This window comes from Lactiplantibacillus nangangensis, from assembly GCF_005405065.1.
Lineage (GTDB): Bacteria > Bacillota > Bacilli > Lactobacillales > Lactobacillaceae > Lactiplantibacillus > Lactiplantibacillus nangangensis.
Genome location: NZ_BJDI01000011.1, coordinates 11,468 through 28,550 on the forward strand (window position 1 = coordinate 11,468; position 17,083 = coordinate 28,550).

Here is a 17,083-nt window from a genome sequence, read left to right on the forward strand (position 1 = left end):
TAACTATATCTGCAATTAATTACCACTATCATTGTTTACATAATTAACGAGTGGACAGTACTTAGTATAAGTCCAAAACAGGTTAGATAAGTCGTTTCAATCCTGAAAATGTCTTTATCTATGTTAAGCAGCTAACTAGAGTGTAACGTCAATTTTGTCTTGATTGATAAGGACTTGAGCCAGTAAGGGTCTTCAAAAAATGACACCGATGACTGATAGGCATACTGTGTATTTAGCTAATGAACCAAAAAACTTCTCGAGCAGCCGCTCGGGAAGTTTTTTAGGTTAATCACTATAAGGCGTATGTTTAAACAATTGTGCTGCTTTAACGGCGGTTTGCCAACCGGCATAAAGATTGTCACGTTCAGCAGCCACCATCTTGGGTGAGAATTGGTCACCAGTTTGATGCGCGGCTTTGATTTCATCTAAGTCAGACCAGTAACCAACTGCTAAGCCAGCTAGAAAGGCGGCACCTAGCGCGGTCGTTTCCAAGTCGGCGGCGCGTTGAATTTCAACGTTAGAGATGTCAGCTTGAAATTGCATCAGCCAATCATTATGGGCGGCACCACCATCGACTTTCAACGTTGGAATGTCAATCCCAGCGTCGTTTTGCATCGTATCGATGACATCACGTGATTGATAGGCCAGGGACTGCAATGTGGCTTTCACAAAGTCGGCGCGGGTTGAGCCACGTGTTAGCCCGAAGACTGCGCCACGAGTATTGGAATCCCAGTAGGGTGCACCTAATCCCGTGAAGGCGGGGACGACATAAATCTCATTATGATTATGTGATTCCATGGCCAACGCTTCTGAATCTGGCGCGGACTCAACCAGTTGCATGCCATCACGGAGCCACTGAATGGCAGAACCCGCGACGAAAATGGACCCTTCGAGCGCATAAGTGACCTTGGCATCCAGCCCATAAGCAATCGTCGTTAACAGATTGTTGTCAGAGAGTTGCGGCTTTTCACCAATATTCATCACGATGAACGCCCCAGTGCCATAGGTGTTTTTGACCATGCCGGGTTCAAAGGCCATTTGGCCGAAGAGGGCCGCTTGCTGATCACCCGCCATCCCGCTGATTGGAATGGCACTGCCATAAAAAATATAGTCTTTCGTGGTGCCATAGATTTCGGAATTAGAACGGACCGCTGGCAACATTGCTCGTGGAATGTTTAACAGTTTCAAAATTTCGTCGTCCCACTGAAGTTGATGAATATTGAACAGCATCGTCCGACTGGCATTCGAATAGTCAGTGACATGAGCGACGCCGCCGGTCAATTTCCAGACGAGCCAAGTATCGATGGTGCCGAATAACAGGTCCCCCTTTTCGGCCCGTTGTTGGGCACCAGGCACGTGGTCCAAAATCCAGCGAATCTTCGTCGCTGAGAAATACGCATCCGTGACTAGTCCGGTATGTTGATGAATTAAATCGCCCGCGCCGTCATCAATGAGTTTTTCTGCTAAGGGCGCCGTTTGCCGTGATTGCCAGACAATGGCATTGTAAATCGGGAGACCGGTCCTCTTATCCCAAACAACGGTGGTTTCACGTTGATTGGTAATCCCGATGCCTTTTATCTGGCTCGGATGAATCCCCGAGTTAATAAAAACATTGGCAATTGTGGAAGAAACGGCATTCCAAATCTCGTTGGCATTGTGTTCGACCCAGCCTGGCTGGGGGAAGTATTGCGGAAATTCACGTTGCGAGTCGGCAACTTGGTGACCAGCGTGGTCAAAAATAATTGCGCGAGTACTGGTGGTGCCTTCGTCGATCGCCATGATATATTCGGCAGTCATACAGTTTTCCTTCTATCTTTAAATCATTATTTTAATTGAAATCGTTGTCATTAGTTTTAATAGTAGCATGTAGGGTGATTTTTGTGAATAAACAGCTGGGTTGAATCGGCTAGTTAACGTTTTATCTAAGGGTTAACCTTTAATAAAATTTAACTATACCAATTTCGAAAAATTGAAAGGGGATACCATTGTCAATAAAATTGACTTGCCACTTTGTATCGGTTAGTTCTGACAATGAACAAAGACTTGTGTCCAATTGAAAAATAGACCAATCCAGTTATAATGGACTTCCAATGAGTTAAATCTAAACATTGTGGAGGCCCAGCGTATGCAAAAAACGAGATTTTTTCTAAAGGGTTCTGCTGCTGAAACCGCCTGGCTCAATCGGTTAGCGCAGCAAGGACAGCAGTTGACGCAGATTGACGGTTGGCACTATCAATTTAAACCGGTTGATCAACCGGGGCAGGTTTTGGCGGAGTATCTGCCAGCTGAAACGTTGACGGCGATGGCGGATACCTTTCGGCCATTGGCGAGCTATCGTTTCAAACATAACAAGTTTGCGGTGGCCTATTCAAAGGTCGCGGCAGTCAATCGGATTGTTAAGGCGGATGATAATTATCGTTTAAAGGTCACTCGGCAAGCACGCGATATGGCGTTAAATTGGATTAATGGCAGCATTGTTGGGTTTTGGTTGATGCTGTGTGCGGCGATTTTATTAGCCAATCAGACACGCATCATGATTCCAACGGCGACCTTCTTAAGTGGACTGGCATTGGGCACGGCACTGATGGCAGTGTTTACGACAATCAGCTTGGTAGCCGCGATTCGGTTGCATCGGCAAGTTCATCAATTAGTTCAACTCACCGGTAACGACGAGGGCACGTGGAAGCCAACCTTTCATGTGATGTTCCGTCATCAAAAAGACGTCCCAGATACGGATCAATTTGGCGAGCTTGGCAAATGGCTACTGTCTGTCCACAATGACAAGGGCGATTACTACTTTGACTTGCGATCGAGCTTAAGTGAGTACGACATTCGAAGTACCATTCAAAAAGTAATTAATAAAGAAGATTTTACGGTGATGTCTTGTTTCGGTCTCTATCCGCTCTAGAATTACAGATTAGTAATCTCTGTGAACAAATTAAAAATAAATTAGAGAATTCATTGATTTTGATTTGGTAAATGTGTTATAACTATTGAGTAGCAAAATTGCCCAGTAGTTCAGCGGTAGAATAATTGACTGTTAATCAAGAGGTCGCTGGTTCGATCCCAGCCTGGGCAGTTAGTAAGTTGAAGCGGTTTGAGCGGTATCTCGTCACTGAGATACCGCTTTTGTCGCCGGTCGCTTAGTTTTGAATTTGGTCTAACATAAATCACAAAAACGTCAATAAAAAAGTTCTGACAAACCTTGACTATTCTTGACTAACAACGTATACTTACTATATAAAAGTAAGTAAGAAAATTGCTTACTGTAAACTTAGGAGGAATTCATCGTGACAGTAAATTTATATTATTCAACATCTAGCAAGTCAAGCCGTAGTGCGCGCGCATGGTTGGTTGCTAACAACATTGATTTCAATGAACGCGACATTATTGCAAACCCTCTAGATCGCGATGAATTGAAACAAATCCTCCGGCTAACCGAAAATGGCTTTGAGGACATTGTTTCAACGCGTTCTAAGGCTTTCAAAGCATTGCACATCGACTTGTCAGATCTCGGCTTTAACCAGTTGTTAGATTTGCTCGTTGAAAAGCCACAATTACTCAAACGACCGATCATCTATGATGGCCGTCGTCTGCAAATCGGGTATAACGAAGAAGACATTCGGGCATTCTTGCCGCGTTCAGTACGTAAGTCTGAACTACGTGAAATTCAACAAAGACTATGTGATGACGACCAACAAGCTGTTGGTTAATGGGCATCATGGGATTCCAGTTAACGCTGGAATCTTTTTTTTATTGTTGCCAGGTGAGCTAATGAGTTGTTCAAATCTGTTATCTTGTGTACAATTTAAATGGCTAAACACGGTATAATTTATTAAAGGAGTTTTTTATCATGAGTGAAGCAGATCAATCAGCATGGGCAATTGCTGAGCTAAAAAAGTTACGAACCACTGAAAATGACGCCACGATTGCTGGAATCATCAAGGTTATCGATGACCAGCAGGCCGAAATCGACAGTTTACGTGGCTCAATGGAAGGCCAACTTTGGAGCCCCGGCAGTTGGAAAAAGGATCAAGACGAACAGCACGGCAAATAAGCTGTTAGTTGAATAAGGTTGCTATGAAAGCTGATGGACTGGCTTTTATAGCAGCCTTTTTTGATGATTTGAGGCATTCTGCTAGGCTTAACAAAAGTGTTGTCAATAAGATTTAAAAGTTAGGGTGTCAGAAAAGTTTTAAAAAATTTTCACTAATTTTAAGGGGCTTTTTGATGACAATATCGCTACGAAACGTAAGCGCTGTCTTGGCTGAAAAATTGGTGTTTCATGTCCATCAGTCGTCGATTAAAATTATTTTGGAGAAAGTATTGATTCAGCTAATCATTTTCTAGGCATACCTAAAAAACATTTCCATTTCAGTTTGTTTATAGTACAATAACAACTGTTCAAATGATTCAAGAGAAACAAAGGGGGAAATTCACTTGAATAAAGAAAATGTGGGGAACGGCCAGAAACATAAGCTGATCCAATATGCGAATGGTCCTTCGCTAGAAGAAATTAATGGCTCGATTGAGGTACCCAAGAATCTTAGTTTTTGGCGGACACTGTTTGCCTACTCTGGGCCAGGTGCGTTAGTTGCGGTTGGTTATATGGATCCAGGTAACTGGTCGACGTCAATCACTGGTGGGCAAAACTATCAGTACATGTTAATGTCTGTCATCTTGATTTCAAGTTTGATTGCGATGTTACTTCAATACATGGCAGCTAAACTTGGTATCGTGAGTCAGATGGATTTGGCTCAAGCCATTCGTGCCAGAACCAGTAAGTCACTCGGAATTGTATTGTGGATCTTAACGGAATTTGCCATTATGGCGACCGATATTGCGGAAGTTATTGGGGCGGCCATCGCCTTGTATTTATTATTTGGAATTCCGCTAGTGGTAGCGGTATTTATTACCGTTTTTGATGTTTTAGTTTTGCTATTATTGACCAAAATTGGCTTTCGGAAAATCGAAGCAATCGTGGTTTGTTTAATTCTGGTTATCTTGTTTGTCTTCGTTTATCAAGTAGCGCTTTCTAGTCCTGATTGGGGTGGCGTTATTAAAGGTTTAGTCCCAACAGCTGCGACTTTTTCAACGTCACGTAGCGTGGCTGGGATGACGCCACTTTCTGGGTCACTCGGGATTATTGGGGCCACTGTGATGCCACATAATTTGTACTTACATTCTGCGATTTCGCAGACGCGTAAAATTGATCATACCGATGAAAATGATGTGGCGCGGACAGTTAAGTTTGCTGCTTGGGATTCAAACATTCAGTTGACCTTCGCATTTGTCGTCAATGCGTTGCTCTTAATTATGGGTGTCGCCGTCTTCAAGAGTGGTGCGGTTAAAGATCCATCATTCTTCGGATTATATGAAGCCTTATCGAATACCTCAATGTTGAGTAATGGGATTTTGATTGGCGTCGCTAAGTCAGGGTTACTTTCAGCCTTGTTTGCTATCGCCTTGTTAGCTTCTGGTCAAAATTCAACCATTACTGGGACGTTGACTGGTCAAGTTATCATGGAAGGCTTCGTGCACATGCGGATGCCACTATGGTTGCGGCGGTTAGTGACGCGGCTGATCTCAGTTATTCCAGTATTAATTTGTGTCATGCTGACTAGTGGCAAGAGTGCGATCGATGAGCATACGGCGTTGAACAACTTGATGAATAATTCGCAAGTCTTCTTAGCCTTTGCGTTACCATTTTCAATGTTGCCATTATTGATGATGACCGATAGTAAAGTTGAAATGGGGAATCGTTTTAAGAACTCCTTCGTGATCAAAGTGTTAGGTTGGCTGTCTGTGATTGGTTTGACCGTCTTAAACATGATTGGCTTACCAGATGCGGTGTTGGGCTTCTTTGGGGATAACCCAACCGCTGGTGAACAAACGTTGTCAACGATTATTGCTTATGTGCTCGTTGCGGCCATTCTAGCTTTGCTCGTTTGGACCGTCTACGATTTACGGCGCGGGAATCGTCGTTATGCTGAACAACAAGCTGCAACTGCCAAGGATGGTGAATAAGATGAAAACAACTTTTAAGCGAATTTTAGTGGGGGTCGATGATTCGGCGGACGCGCTATTGGCATTCGAATATGCCATTCAACAAGCCGTTCAAACGGATGCGGAACTCGTGATTGTTTCCATTTTGGAAAATGATGACATGAATGTCTATCAAGCGTTAAACAAAGATTTCGTCCATGGGGAACGCGATGAGCTACAACAGCATTTGGCGAAGTATCAAAAGCAAGCTGAAGCCGCTGGCGCTAAAAAGGTCCGAACGTTGATTGCTGAGGGTGAACCTGGTGAAACGATTGTGAAAGATGTCATTCCACATTTACAACCAGATTTATTGATTATTGGGTCAATCGCCAAAAAAGGCTTAGCACGGCATTTTGGGAGCCAAGCAGCCTATATGGCGAAGTATTCACCAATTTCAGTTTTGGTAATTCGCTAAACAGTTGAAATTAAGTTAAAACGGTCAATCGAGCGCAAGTTGCTTCGATTGGCCGTTTTGTTTTGCTGAAATTTTCCGTCTCCGGTTGCCACTGATGGCATGCGGTCGCGGGACCGGGTCAAGCCTGAGAAACGTCTTGACCCTCACCCGGAACAGTTGCAAAGCCCGCAATTGTCCCGGCTGGTCCGTGGCGTAAGGCCGGCAGCCCACCGTCCAAACGCCACCTTCACGACCGATGTCATCAGCGGCAACCTCCGGCTAGATAGTAGCTTCATATGATTAGTGTCTTTTATTCATAAATTAGTAGTGTAGTCGATATATATCAGAGTGGTCTCGTCTCTGCTCACAGCGTGTTTAAATTTGGAACTGTTATTGCTGAGTTTACAATGTGGATGATAGCTGTAGTCCTTTCAGATGTGAACCAATAAAAAAACGACTAGTCATCAAGAGTTGTATGATGACTGGTCGTTTTTTTTGACCTAAAGGTTTAAATGTCATAAATCTAGTAATACTAGCGTTGATTATGCCCCAAACGGCCTCAAACGCCTTATCACTCTGTCGATTTAAACAACTAACTAAGCACTCAAGAACAGTTGATTAGCTGTAGGTTGTGGTTGAGTGCATCGGCCGCGATGGTGGCGTTTGACCGGCGCTTTTCCGGTCTTACACCACGGACCGTGCGGGAGATTTGCGATTTGTGCAAAGCTTCCGCACGAGGGGCAAGACGTTCTTCAGGCTTGACCCGGTCCCGCGGCCGCATGTTATCAACCACAACCGGAAGCGGTAATCCACCTTATTCCGTGACTTTGCTATTTTGTTCCGCTAAAGCGGTCAAATGTTCAAATAACACACCTTCGCGAAGACCGTTTTGGGAGAAGATAATGCGGTCTGAATCGAGAAAACGCATCAACATAATCGCTGGAATCATCCCACCGACGATAATATCGGCGCGATCTTTGGCGAGCCCTGGAATCTTCGCGCGGCCAGCGGCGTCTTGTTTGAGGACTTCGTTGAATGTTTGATAGATAGCCGTGTCACGTAATCGGTAGCCATGGATATCTTCAAAGTTTAAAAAGTTACTCTTACGGCGATTGATTTTGGCTAGTGTTCGGTTGCTACCGCCTAAACAAACTAGTGGCAAGTTTTGGCCGTTGCGTAGCCACCAAACACTATTGAACAGTTTATCCACAAACGTCATGGTGTCAAAGAGGGCGCTGGCTGGAATCTGATCGTTCAACTTGAATTTTTCAGATAAGCTCACGGCGCCAATTGGTAAACTGATCAAGTTTTTGGCTTGACCATTAATAATGAGGACCAGTTCGCAACTCCCACCACCGGTATCCATCATGACACAGTTAGTGGTTGGTAAGGTGTTCACAACGCCCAGATAGTCATAGTAAGCTTCGGTTGTTCCAGGAATGACTTGAATGTCTAAGCCAACCTCGGTTTTAACTTGCTTGAGAAATTTTTTCTGATTGGCAGCTTTACGGGTCGCAGCGGTTGCCACGGCTTTTAATGTCAAATTAGGTAACTTATCGTAGACGACTTTGAAAGACTGCAACGCTGCAATCGTCCGTTCAATCGCAGCTGGTTGTAAAGTCGGTGTTTCAGCTTCATTCTCATTTTCTGAGAGGCGCACCATCTCTTTTAAACGGTGGGTGACTTTATAACTCCCATCATCCTGAATTTGGGTCACCGTCATGCGACAAGAATTAGAACCTAAATCAATTACGGCAAAATTTTCCATCTTAGTGTTCATCTCCATCATCGTTGAACGGGCTTGGTTCATTCTTCGGACTCATCATTGGAATAAATTGATGGGCCGTACTCGTTGGTGTCGGCGTTGGATGGTCAGCGGCAACTCGTTTCTCGGCGCCAGCCATGAAGCTAGCTTGTGAGTCTAAGGTTGGTAAGCCACGACGATCACATTTCTGATACGTGTTGTCTGCCTGTAAAATGCGCGTCTTCACGGTATCGTGCCACATAGTCGAGAAAATAGTCATTGCACGATTGCTGATTTCCGGTTGTAAGAGTGGGAAAAGTAATTCCACCCGTCGATTCAGGTTCCGTGTCATCATATCGGCACTTGATAAGTAAATCTGCGGTTCGCCGTCATTGCTAAAGTAGTAGATCCGACTGTGTTCCAACAACCGACCGATAATTGAGTGAACTTCAATATTATCGGAAATCCCTTTGATACCGGTCCGCAAGCAACAAATGCCACGAATGATCAATTGGATTTTAACGCCAGCATGGGAAGCTTCGTAGAGTTTGCTAATAATTTGTGGGTCTGAAAGGGAGTTCATCTTCATTTTGACGATGGCTGGCCGACCAGCTTTAGCAATTTCAATTTCGGCATCGAGCTTTTCATTGATGAAGTCGCGAATACCGTCTGGTGAAATGTGCAATTTGTGGAAATAAGGTGGTTCGGAATAGCCGGACAGCATGTTGAAGATGTTTGAGGCGTCAATCCCCATATCGGTATCGGCAGTGAATAAGCCGAGGTCGGTATAGAAGTGGGCGGTGACGTCATTATAGTTCCCGGTACCCATGTGCATGTAGCGTTTGATGCCTTCGCTTTCACGCCGAACGACTAAGGCTAATTTACAGTGGGTCTTCAAGCCGATTAGCCCATAAATGACGTGACAACCCATTTCTTCGAGCTTCTTCGCCCAGTGGACGTTATTCTCTTCATCAAAACGGGCCTTAACTTCAACTAAGACGGTGACTTGTTTGCCGTTTTGGGCGGCTTGACCGAGGTACTTGATAATCGGTGAATCTGCCGAAACCCGATAGAGCGTCATTTTAATGGCTAAAACGTTCTTATCTTCGGCAGCTTCATGAATAAAGTCGACCACTGGTTGGAAATCATCGTAAGGATACTGCATCAAAATATCATGATCTTTGATCAAATCAAAAATCGATTTTTCACGATAAACGGCGGGATAGTAAGCCTGATATTTTTGATAATTCAAGTCGTCATGACCGGTGATTGATTTAACCAACTTCGATAAGAAAGTCAAATCGAGCGGGCCGTTGACGACGTACAGCGCGTTTTCAGTGGTGCCAAGGGCTTTCGCTAAGCGTGCACGTTGGTGTTTACTCATACTCTTTTCGACTTCTAAGCGCATGACTTTCCCGCGTTCGCGCATTTTAAGTTGTTTCTGAACTTCCTTCAATAAGTCGGAAGTATCTTCTTCGGCGACATCTAAGTCGAGGTCCCGAATGACGCGATAGGCGCTGGTTTCCTTGACGGTATAGTTGATGAAGAGGGAGCCGACGAAAGCTTTAATGATATCTTCTATTAGAATAAATTGGTTGGCTGCGCCTGGCAGAACGACGACCCGTGGAAAGACGTCAGGAACTTGAACGGTCGCAAATTTGCGCTCTTTTTTATTACCATTCTTATAAATGCGCAATGCAATGTTCAACGTGTTGTTGGCAATAAATGGGAATGGGCGTGAAGAATCATCCGCCATTGGGGTCAGCGCCGGATATAGCTCGTCATCAAAGTAGTTTTTGACAAATGTTCGCTGTTCGTCCGTCAAGTCAGCCATGGTGAGCAACTTAATGTCATGTTGTTCCAGCAATGGTAAGAGTGAGCGGTTCAACGTATTATATTGCCGTTTGACCATTTCATGGGCCTGATCACTAATCGCCGCAACTTGATCCGCTGGGGTTAAGCCGGCTGGATCAGGTTTCGTGTAGTTTACGGACATTAATTTGCGCAGTGAGGCGACTCGCACAGTGAAAAATTCATCCAAGTTACTCTGCGTGATGCCTAAAAAGCGCACCCGTTCCAGTAATGGATTATCTTTGTCGCGGGCTTCGTCTAACACGCGGTAGTTGAAGTCCATCCAACTCAATTCACGATTGGTATAATAACTTTCCTTTTGGTAATTCATGTTTAACGTACCCCCCGACGCTTAATGACTGGGGTGAGCCCGAAGACTTCTTTGAAGAATTCAGCCTTCTGGGAGAACACCCAGTTTTCTAGAAATAGATCATCATGCGCATAGCAAGTGATGATGACTTGTGGATTTTTAATTGAAACGGAAATTTTACTGATTTTTTGTTGCCGGCCGTCATCCAAGGCATCCGCTAACCGTAAAATGGCAGATAGTTTGGAGACGACTAAGCGTTGTTCCAGACTCATGTGTTCGAAGTGCTTGATATCTTTCGATGGTGTCTGGGCACTGTGGTACCGGGCAATTGTCGCAATCGTTTGCTTTTCATCATTCGTTAAGCCGGTCAGTTCGGTCGCTCGCAAAATGTAATCCGAATGCATGTAGTGTTGATGTGGGTCAATATAACTGCCGACATCATGCACGATTGAGGCGACTTGGAGTAACAGGCGATCCCGCTTGCCTAAATGGTGTAGCGGTTTGAGTTGATCGAATAAGTGCATCGAAAACTTGGTGACTAAGTCGCGGTGTTTCGGTTCAACATTGTAACGATCCGCGAGGTTTTTAGCCGCGGTGACGATTTGATCATTAAAGTTATATTTTTTATAACCTAACTTAACGGCTTCTTGAATAATCAAGCCATCAAGGGCAGTGACATTGCCTAGCCAGATAGTTTCCGCATTGGTCAACTGTAATAATTCGTTGATCAATAGGAGTTCTGGGATGATTAGTCGAACGTCACTTTCATCGACTTCGTATTTGTCCATTAAGTACTGGTCAGACGCGTTGATAATGTCATCGTAGAGTGCTTTAAAGTCGGCCTTGCTCAGTTCTTCGACGCCAACTTTGGATTGTTGCTGGCGGAATAGGTTGGAGAACGGCGCGACCCCGAGCATCACAACATTGCTCGGTTGTTGCCGCGTCGCTGGTAAGAAGCGGCCAAAGTCAGCAATTTGGCTGGAAATGTAGTCATCTAAGACTTCGACGTAGTTTGGCACACTTGATTGTAAGTCTTCCAAAACTTCAGCGATACGGACCGGTCCGAGCCGCAAGCTGCGTGAAAAGGCGAAGGCGCCTTGATCGTAATGAGAGATGCCGACGCTACCAGAGTTAATGCCTAAGAGGTAAGTCGGGTCGGCGATAATTTGTTTGAATTTTGGAAAATGGACCGCCACGGCGGCTGAACGTAAATAAGTTTCCTGACTGCTAGAGAGCCAGTCGATTTTGAGACCAGTGCGCACGAACAGTTGGTCTTGAATGTAGTCCGCATTATTCGCGGTCGATAGTGACCATGACCCCCACAGATGATAGTCGTGGACGCCATAATCGTGCATGATCTGAATAAAGCCAGTTAGCGCTTGCGTGGCTTGTTCGACGGAATCGTAGTCAATTGTATGTTGGTCGTAAATATCCTCACCTAAAGAGACGTCAGAACGAACCCTTTCGATCTGGCGTAAGGTGCGTAAATTGACGATGGAAAGCTCAATGCTTTGGACATTGATCATCATAATACCGAATAATTTTGCTGCCATGTTAATCCCCCGTTGAAGTATTTTGGTGCGACGCTTGCATATGTATTTAACTGGTTAAACTGGGTACTCTTCAGTTTAACATACGCAAAAGGCTGTAGATTTCCACCAAAATAATGTAAAAATTTTTTTATTCGTGTAAAGATTCGGTTAACGCTAAAAAAAGCGCAGTTCAGCAGCAAACGAGTCGTTCCTGAACCGCACTAGTGGGGCTTACAAAATTTCTTGATTATTAATAATTAGTTTGTTCAGATGCTTTTCAACTCGTTGCTCAACTGGTGGTAATTGTTGGTAGTCGCCATACATGCGCGTCAAGATGTGGTCGTAAGCCTTAGGAATCTTGACTTGCATCGTCTCAAATGGGGCCATTTCCAGCTCGGTGAGTTCGGCGTATGACAAGATTTCTTTGTCATAGTCGTATTGCGAAGCCAGATTTTTGTAGGTCCGTGAGTCTGACTGTTCATAGAGACGCATGTAGCCTTCACGATCTTGTTTCTGCGCATTCACTTCTGCCAGTTGTTGCGCCGTCTTCTTTTTTAAAATGTTGCGTAATGGTGTTTTAACGAAATTATAGTTTAACCGCAATAAGATAGCGGCATCTTCCAACCGATAATGCATGAGTTGAGATCGGCGTAGCGCTTCGTCGTCAGGAATCTTGTCGAATGGAAAGATGTCGACAAAGACGCCCTTAAACGCGTTATTGACGTTATTTTTTTCCTCGATATAAGTATTCACATCGAGCAGTTTCATGTAACTCAACCCATAATCTGGGTCACTCGCGCCAGTTTGGAGAAAATATTGATTAGGGTCCAAATAACGGTTGGCGACGGTGATGAAGCGTTGATACTCACTACGACGCATGCCGAGGTCAATATCATCATCCCACGGAATAAAGCCATGGTGACGGATGGCGCCGAGTAGCGACCCACCAATCAGAAAGTAGTCGATTTTTTCCGTGTCACAAATGTGAATCACGGTTTGCATGAGATTTAATTCGACCTGATGCAGGGGTGAAAGAGACATTTTCTCAGCTCCTTTTCGTAAGCGTTTCCTCACTCTCTATCATACACTTTGTAAGCCTGAATTGTTAGGCAGGATGCTTTACATAGGCAAATCCGGGGAAACTGCAAGTCATTCTGTGCAAAGTGGTTAAAGGCGTGTTATATTCTAAAAAATGCTATGAATGCAAATTTGAAATGATGGTGAGTGCAATGACAAATGCTGATTTAAGCAAATTATTAAACAACTATTTTGAAGCCTATCAAAATACAACCAAAATTATGGCGGATTTGGTTGCCTGGCCATTGAGTCAAAATAAGCTGTCGTTTGAGCAATTTTTGATTTTACGCCGCATTGCGACGACGGATGCGGTGACATTAAATGATATCGCGATTCAACGCCAAGTGACGCGCAGTGCAATCTCACGCCAAATTAAAGCGCTATTGGCGCAACACTATGTTTTTCAAGTGCCTGATCCCCAAGATCGCCGTCGATTATATTTACATTTGACGGAAGCGGGCCAACGGGTAGAAGTTTTAGTGAGTGACGCCATTACGACGCACTTCGACAAGTGGGTCGATAAATTAGGCGAGTCACAAATCAACGAAGCCTTAAAGATGATGGAAACGATTAGTAATCAAGTGATGGCAATTGGGCAAACCGGCGATGATGACCTACATTATCGGTAGTTTGAGGTGGTGGGTACTTCTCACTCTGGGCGGTCTCGTAAGCCTGGCTTTATCTAAGACGGAAAGTCACCGTCTAAGATAAATTTCACCACTGAGCCAATTGCGGACCGCCCGCCGTTCATATTGTCGAATTTATTAAGCCAGTGGTAATACTGGATAAAATCAATATGACAATGTTAATAAGTACTATTGTGCCTATACCATTGATGGAATATTAATGTGATGGCTATTGGTTATTCAATGTTTTTAGATATTGCCATATAGGGTGGAAATCTTATTTAATGACTTGCCGAAAATGTAGCTCGATTTCATGACAGCTTTTTCCAATCCCATTGTGCTCATACCAAGTTCAATTATTGGCTGATTCCTAAATAGTAGGGCGTACTTCAAAATTTGTCACAGTTAGTTAGCGCAGGTCAGGCTGGTTGATGCTCAGTGGTGAAATTTTACTTAGCCGCGTGGGTTTGGCGCGACTTAGTAAAAGGCCGGCTTACGAGACCGCTTTTTGGCTCGTAACCGTGCCCACCACGTTTCAGCGTCAACCGGCCTGACCGGAGCGGAAATCGAAAACCAAAAAACCCGCCCATTTCAATGGCTGAATTGAAATGGGCGGTTTAACTATTTAGGATTGGTGTTCATTACTGGACCACCTTGCGCTACTGGCTAGGTATCACGTGGTGGGGTTTGCTTTCTAGTGGGTCATGGTTTGACAAACTGCAGTCAATCAACACCAAGTTAAGCGTTTTTAATTACTGAGGTCAGCGCCGTTGTTGGCGATGACTTTTTTGTACCAATAGAAGGAATCTTTAGGAATCCGTTTCAAGCTGCCATTCCCTAAATCGTCGCGGTCAACGTAAACGAAGCCGTAGCGTTTCTTCATTTCGCCGGTTCCGGCAGAAACTAAGTCGATACAACCCCACATGGTGTAGCCGAGCAAGTCGACACCATCGATTGTGACAGCATCACGCATTGAGCTTAAGTTTGCTTGCAAGTATTTAATGCGGTAATCATCATGTACTTGGTTGTCCGCGGTGAGTTCATCGGCCCAGCCAATCCCATTTTCAACGATCCATAAGGGTTTATGGTAACGGTCGAACAAGGTATTGAGGGCGATGCGTAAAACGTCAGGGTCAGTGGCCCAACCCCAAGCGTTCGTTTCCAAGTAAGGATTTTTCACGCCGGTCATAAAGTTGCCAGCCGCGTCACCTTTATCTTGATGCGTCGTGACGGTATTAGAACCGTAACAAGAAAAGCTCAAGAAGTCGGCTGGATAGTTAGCTAACAGCTCGTAATCTTCGGGACGGTCATCCAACTTGATCCCGTCACGCGCGTATTGCTTGAGCCGGTAGTTTGGATAGTGACCACCAGTTTGAACGTCACTATAGAAGAACGTATTTTGCTGCTGTAACTGAACCTTCAATTGGTCAGCTGGGTCAGCCGTATAGGCGTAAAGTGGGCCGTAAGCGAGCATTTGCCCAACTTGAATCTGCGGATTGATTTCACGCGCCGCCTTAACGGTGAGGGCGCTTGCGACAAATTGATTATGCGCAGCTTGCGCCCGGTTTTGTGGGGAGCCATCGATGACACCGCCAGCTAAGAAAGGCGCGTTGTCCATAAAGTTGATCTCGTTAAAGGTGAGCCAATACTTAACTTTACCTTGGTATCGTTTCATCACTAAGGTTGCGTATTTAACGAAAAAGTCAATCACTTTCCGGTCAGCCCAGCCGTTGTATTTGATGGCAAGGTTGAGAGGTGTTTCATAATGTGACAGTGTGACTAATGGTTCGATGTGATACTTTTGGCAAGCGTCGAAAACGTGATCGTAGAAAGCTAAACCAGCTTCGTTCGGTTCGGCGTCGTCACCGTTTGGAAAAATCCGTGACCAGTTGATGCTTAACCGGAACGTCTTGAAACCCATTTCGGCCATCAATTTGATGTCGCCTTGGTAATGATGGTAAAAATCAGTCGCCGTGTGACTTGGATAGTATTCGCCGTCGATAACCGCTGGTACGGTGCCTTCAGGAACCTGCCGTTTGTCGGTGAAGAAGCCGAAGTCCGTTGATCCAGTTTCGCCAGTGGTTGGTTTTTGCCAAGTCACTTGCCGAGGATGGTCGTAAGCACCGGCCGTAATGACGTCTGCCGTGCTCAGTCCTTTGCCATCGGTTAAATAGGCCCCTTCGAATTGGTTCGCAGCGGTTGCGCCGCCCCAGAGAAAATCTTTGCTAAATGCCATGCTGATATCCGCCTTTCAGTCACTTGAATGATTGTTGTTCCTGTCAAAGTGAGGTTGTTAAGTTAATTAATAGCTTAATTATAAGCGCTGCCAAACTTGCTGCCTAGGGCTTTAGCACTTCCTGATAAGTTGTACCATCAGGTTGAAACATTGTACCGTTAATGGTACGGATTGTACCATGATTAGTGATGTGGCAGTTGGGCTTGCCGGCGAATCGTGCGGGCCAGCGCCTCAACGATGGTCATCGCTGGCAGTTGACTCGTCAGATCATAGTGGCCATGAATCCGATGTTCCGTGGTATGGTACGTGAGTGCATAAGTACTGATCATGGCAATGGGACTGTCACGATGCCCGGTAATACTGATCAAAGTGGTGGCCGGATCATTTTGAAATTGGCGTAACATGCCAAGGACTTCGGCAGCCTGACCTGAAACGGACAAGGTAATGAGGACGTTTTTGGTCGTTTGTTTCAGCTGTGGAATCAGTGGGTAGTAGGGATCGGTTACGGGGAAACTATTGATCCCTAAGGTTGACGTTAGGCGGCTCGCATATTCGGCCACGTTTGCGGAAGAGCCCGTGCCAGTGAAGACCACATTGTTGGCGGTCAAAATAGTTTGCGCGACGAGATCAAGTGTCCGTTGTAAGGTGCTCGGAAACGTTTCTGCGGTCAACAGTTGGACACCAGTCTCGAGGTCCGGTGAGGCTTCCAAAGATTGCTTGTGAAAAGCGACTTTAAATTCAGGAAAACTACTGTAACCCATTTTACGAATGAACCGCATCACGGATGAATTGGAGACGTGCGCGCCCGCTGCGAGATCCCGAACGTGCATGAAAGGCACACCGGTCTCATGTGCCAAAATATATTCATAGATTGCAACGTCAACGCCCACGAGGGTCTTGGCGTCATTATAGCCGAAAAATGCCATGTAAAAAACTCCTTTAGTAAAGCGATTACATTAATTATACGACAGTGTTCGAACACAAACGAGCGTGAGAATCATTGATTCTCACGCTCGTTTGTCGGTTAATGTTTGAAAAAGTTGCAGTAGACACCTTCGCACGCTTCCAAGAACATGCCAATGGCCATCAGATACATGGCCGCCATGTTATGGTCAGCGAACACTAAGTAAAGTAAGACCGCGTACAGAATTAGAAAGAAAATTGCACTAAATTTGGAACTTGCCATTTTGCCACCCCCAAAGACTGCTTGAAACTTGAACAATTGTAACCACTTACAGTTTAGCGCTAATGGTTTCACTTTAAAAATA

At 44.9% G+C, this 17,083-nt stretch carries 14 protein-coding genes and 1 tRNA gene; 7 read left to right on the plus strand and 8 right to left on the minus strand.

What is annotated here, in order from left to right; all coding sequences use genetic code 11:
- Nucleotides 1–285: 285 nt before the first annotated feature.
- Nucleotides 286–1,797: a glycerol kinase GlpK gene (gene glpK, locus FFM70_RS09865; RefSeq protein ID WP_137616692.1), complete on the minus strand. Its 1,512-nt coding sequence runs from the start codon at nt 1,795–1,797 to the stop codon at nt 286–288.
- Between the two features lie 328 nt (nt 1,798–2,125).
- Between glpK and FFM70_RS09870 the strand changes: the two genes are divergently transcribed.
- From FFM70_RS09870 to FFM70_RS09895, 6 genes are all read left to right on the plus strand, one after another.
- On the plus strand, nt 2,126–2,908 hold the full coding sequence (locus tag FFM70_RS09870; protein WP_137616693.1) for a hypothetical protein: 783 nt from the start codon (nt 2,126–2,128) through the stop codon (nt 2,906–2,908).
- Between the two features lie 99 nt (nt 2,909–3,007).
- Nucleotides 3,008–3,079 (plus strand) — tRNA-Asn (locus tag FFM70_RS09875).
- A 211-nt stretch (nt 3,080–3,290) separates the two neighbouring features.
- Nucleotides 3,291–3,713: a Spx/MgsR family RNA polymerase-binding regulatory protein gene (locus FFM70_RS09880; RefSeq protein ID WP_137616694.1), complete on the plus strand. Its 423-nt coding sequence runs from the start codon at nt 3,291–3,293 to the stop codon at nt 3,711–3,713.
- Between the two features lie 140 nt (nt 3,714–3,853).
- Nucleotides 3,854–4,057: a hypothetical protein gene (locus tag FFM70_RS09885; protein ID WP_137616695.1), complete on the plus strand. Its 204-nt coding sequence runs from the start codon at nt 3,854–3,856 to the stop codon at nt 4,055–4,057.
- Nucleotides 4,058–4,440: 383 nt separating this feature from the next.
- Nucleotides 4,441–6,027 (plus strand): Nramp family divalent metal transporter, encoded by a 1,587-nt coding sequence (locus FFM70_RS09890; protein ID WP_137616696.1) that lies wholly within the window; start codon nt 4,441–4,443, stop codon nt 6,025–6,027.
- A 1-nt stretch (nt 6,028) separates the two neighbouring features.
- Complete coding sequence (locus tag FFM70_RS09895; RefSeq protein WP_137616697.1) at nt 6,029–6,460, plus strand: universal stress protein; 432 nt, start codon at nt 6,029–6,031, stop codon at nt 6,458–6,460.
- A 793-nt stretch (nt 6,461–7,253) separates the two neighbouring features.
- On the opposite strand, the gene ppx is transcribed toward FFM70_RS09895, so the two are convergent.
- The 4 genes from ppx to FFM70_RS09915 all read right to left on the minus strand — a co-directional run bounded on the left by ppx (nt 7,254) and on the right by FFM70_RS09915 (nt 12,917).
- Nucleotides 7,254–8,207, minus strand: coding sequence for an exopolyphosphatase (gene ppx / locus FFM70_RS09900; protein WP_137616801.1), 954 nt, complete (start codon nt 8,205–8,207; stop codon nt 7,254–7,256).
- A gap of 1 nt (nt 8,208) precedes the next feature.
- Nucleotides 8,209–10,365, minus strand: coding sequence for an RNA degradosome polyphosphate kinase (locus tag FFM70_RS09905; protein ID WP_137616698.1), 2,157 nt, complete (start codon nt 10,363–10,365; stop codon nt 8,209–8,211).
- 2 nt (nt 10,366–10,367) lie between these two features.
- Nucleotides 10,368–11,897: a Ppx/GppA phosphatase family protein gene (locus tag FFM70_RS09910; protein ID WP_137616699.1), complete on the minus strand. Its 1,530-nt coding sequence runs from the start codon at nt 11,895–11,897 to the stop codon at nt 10,368–10,370.
- Nucleotides 11,898–12,107: 210 nt separating this feature from the next.
- Complete coding sequence (locus tag FFM70_RS09915) at nt 12,108–12,917, minus strand: LicD family protein (RefSeq protein ID WP_137616700.1); 810 nt, start codon at nt 12,915–12,917, stop codon at nt 12,108–12,110.
- A gap of 188 nt (nt 12,918–13,105) precedes the next feature.
- On the opposite strand from FFM70_RS09915, the gene FFM70_RS09920 reads away from it, so the two are divergent.
- Complete coding sequence (locus FFM70_RS09920) at nt 13,106–13,582, plus strand: MarR family winged helix-turn-helix transcriptional regulator (RefSeq protein ID WP_137616701.1); 477 nt, start codon at nt 13,106–13,108, stop codon at nt 13,580–13,582.
- 745 nt (nt 13,583–14,327) lie between these two features.
- Here the strand turns inward: FFM70_RS09920 and FFM70_RS09925 are convergent.
- The 3 genes from FFM70_RS09925 to FFM70_RS09935 all read right to left on the minus strand — a co-directional run bounded on the left by FFM70_RS09925 (nt 14,328) and on the right by FFM70_RS09935 (nt 17,001).
- Nucleotides 14,328–15,815: a glycoside hydrolase family 1 protein gene (locus tag FFM70_RS09925; protein WP_137616702.1), complete on the minus strand. Its 1,488-nt coding sequence runs from the start codon at nt 15,813–15,815 to the stop codon at nt 14,328–14,330.
- Between the two features lie 182 nt (nt 15,816–15,997).
- Nucleotides 15,998–16,741 (minus strand): MurR/RpiR family transcriptional regulator, encoded by a 744-nt coding sequence (locus tag FFM70_RS09930; RefSeq protein ID WP_137616703.1) that lies wholly within the window; start codon nt 16,739–16,741, stop codon nt 15,998–16,000.
- A gap of 98 nt (nt 16,742–16,839) precedes the next feature.
- Nucleotides 16,840–17,001 (minus strand): hypothetical protein, encoded by a 162-nt coding sequence (locus FFM70_RS09935; protein WP_137616704.1) that lies wholly within the window; start codon nt 16,999–17,001, stop codon nt 16,840–16,842.
- Nucleotides 17,002–17,083 lie beyond the last annotated feature (82 nt).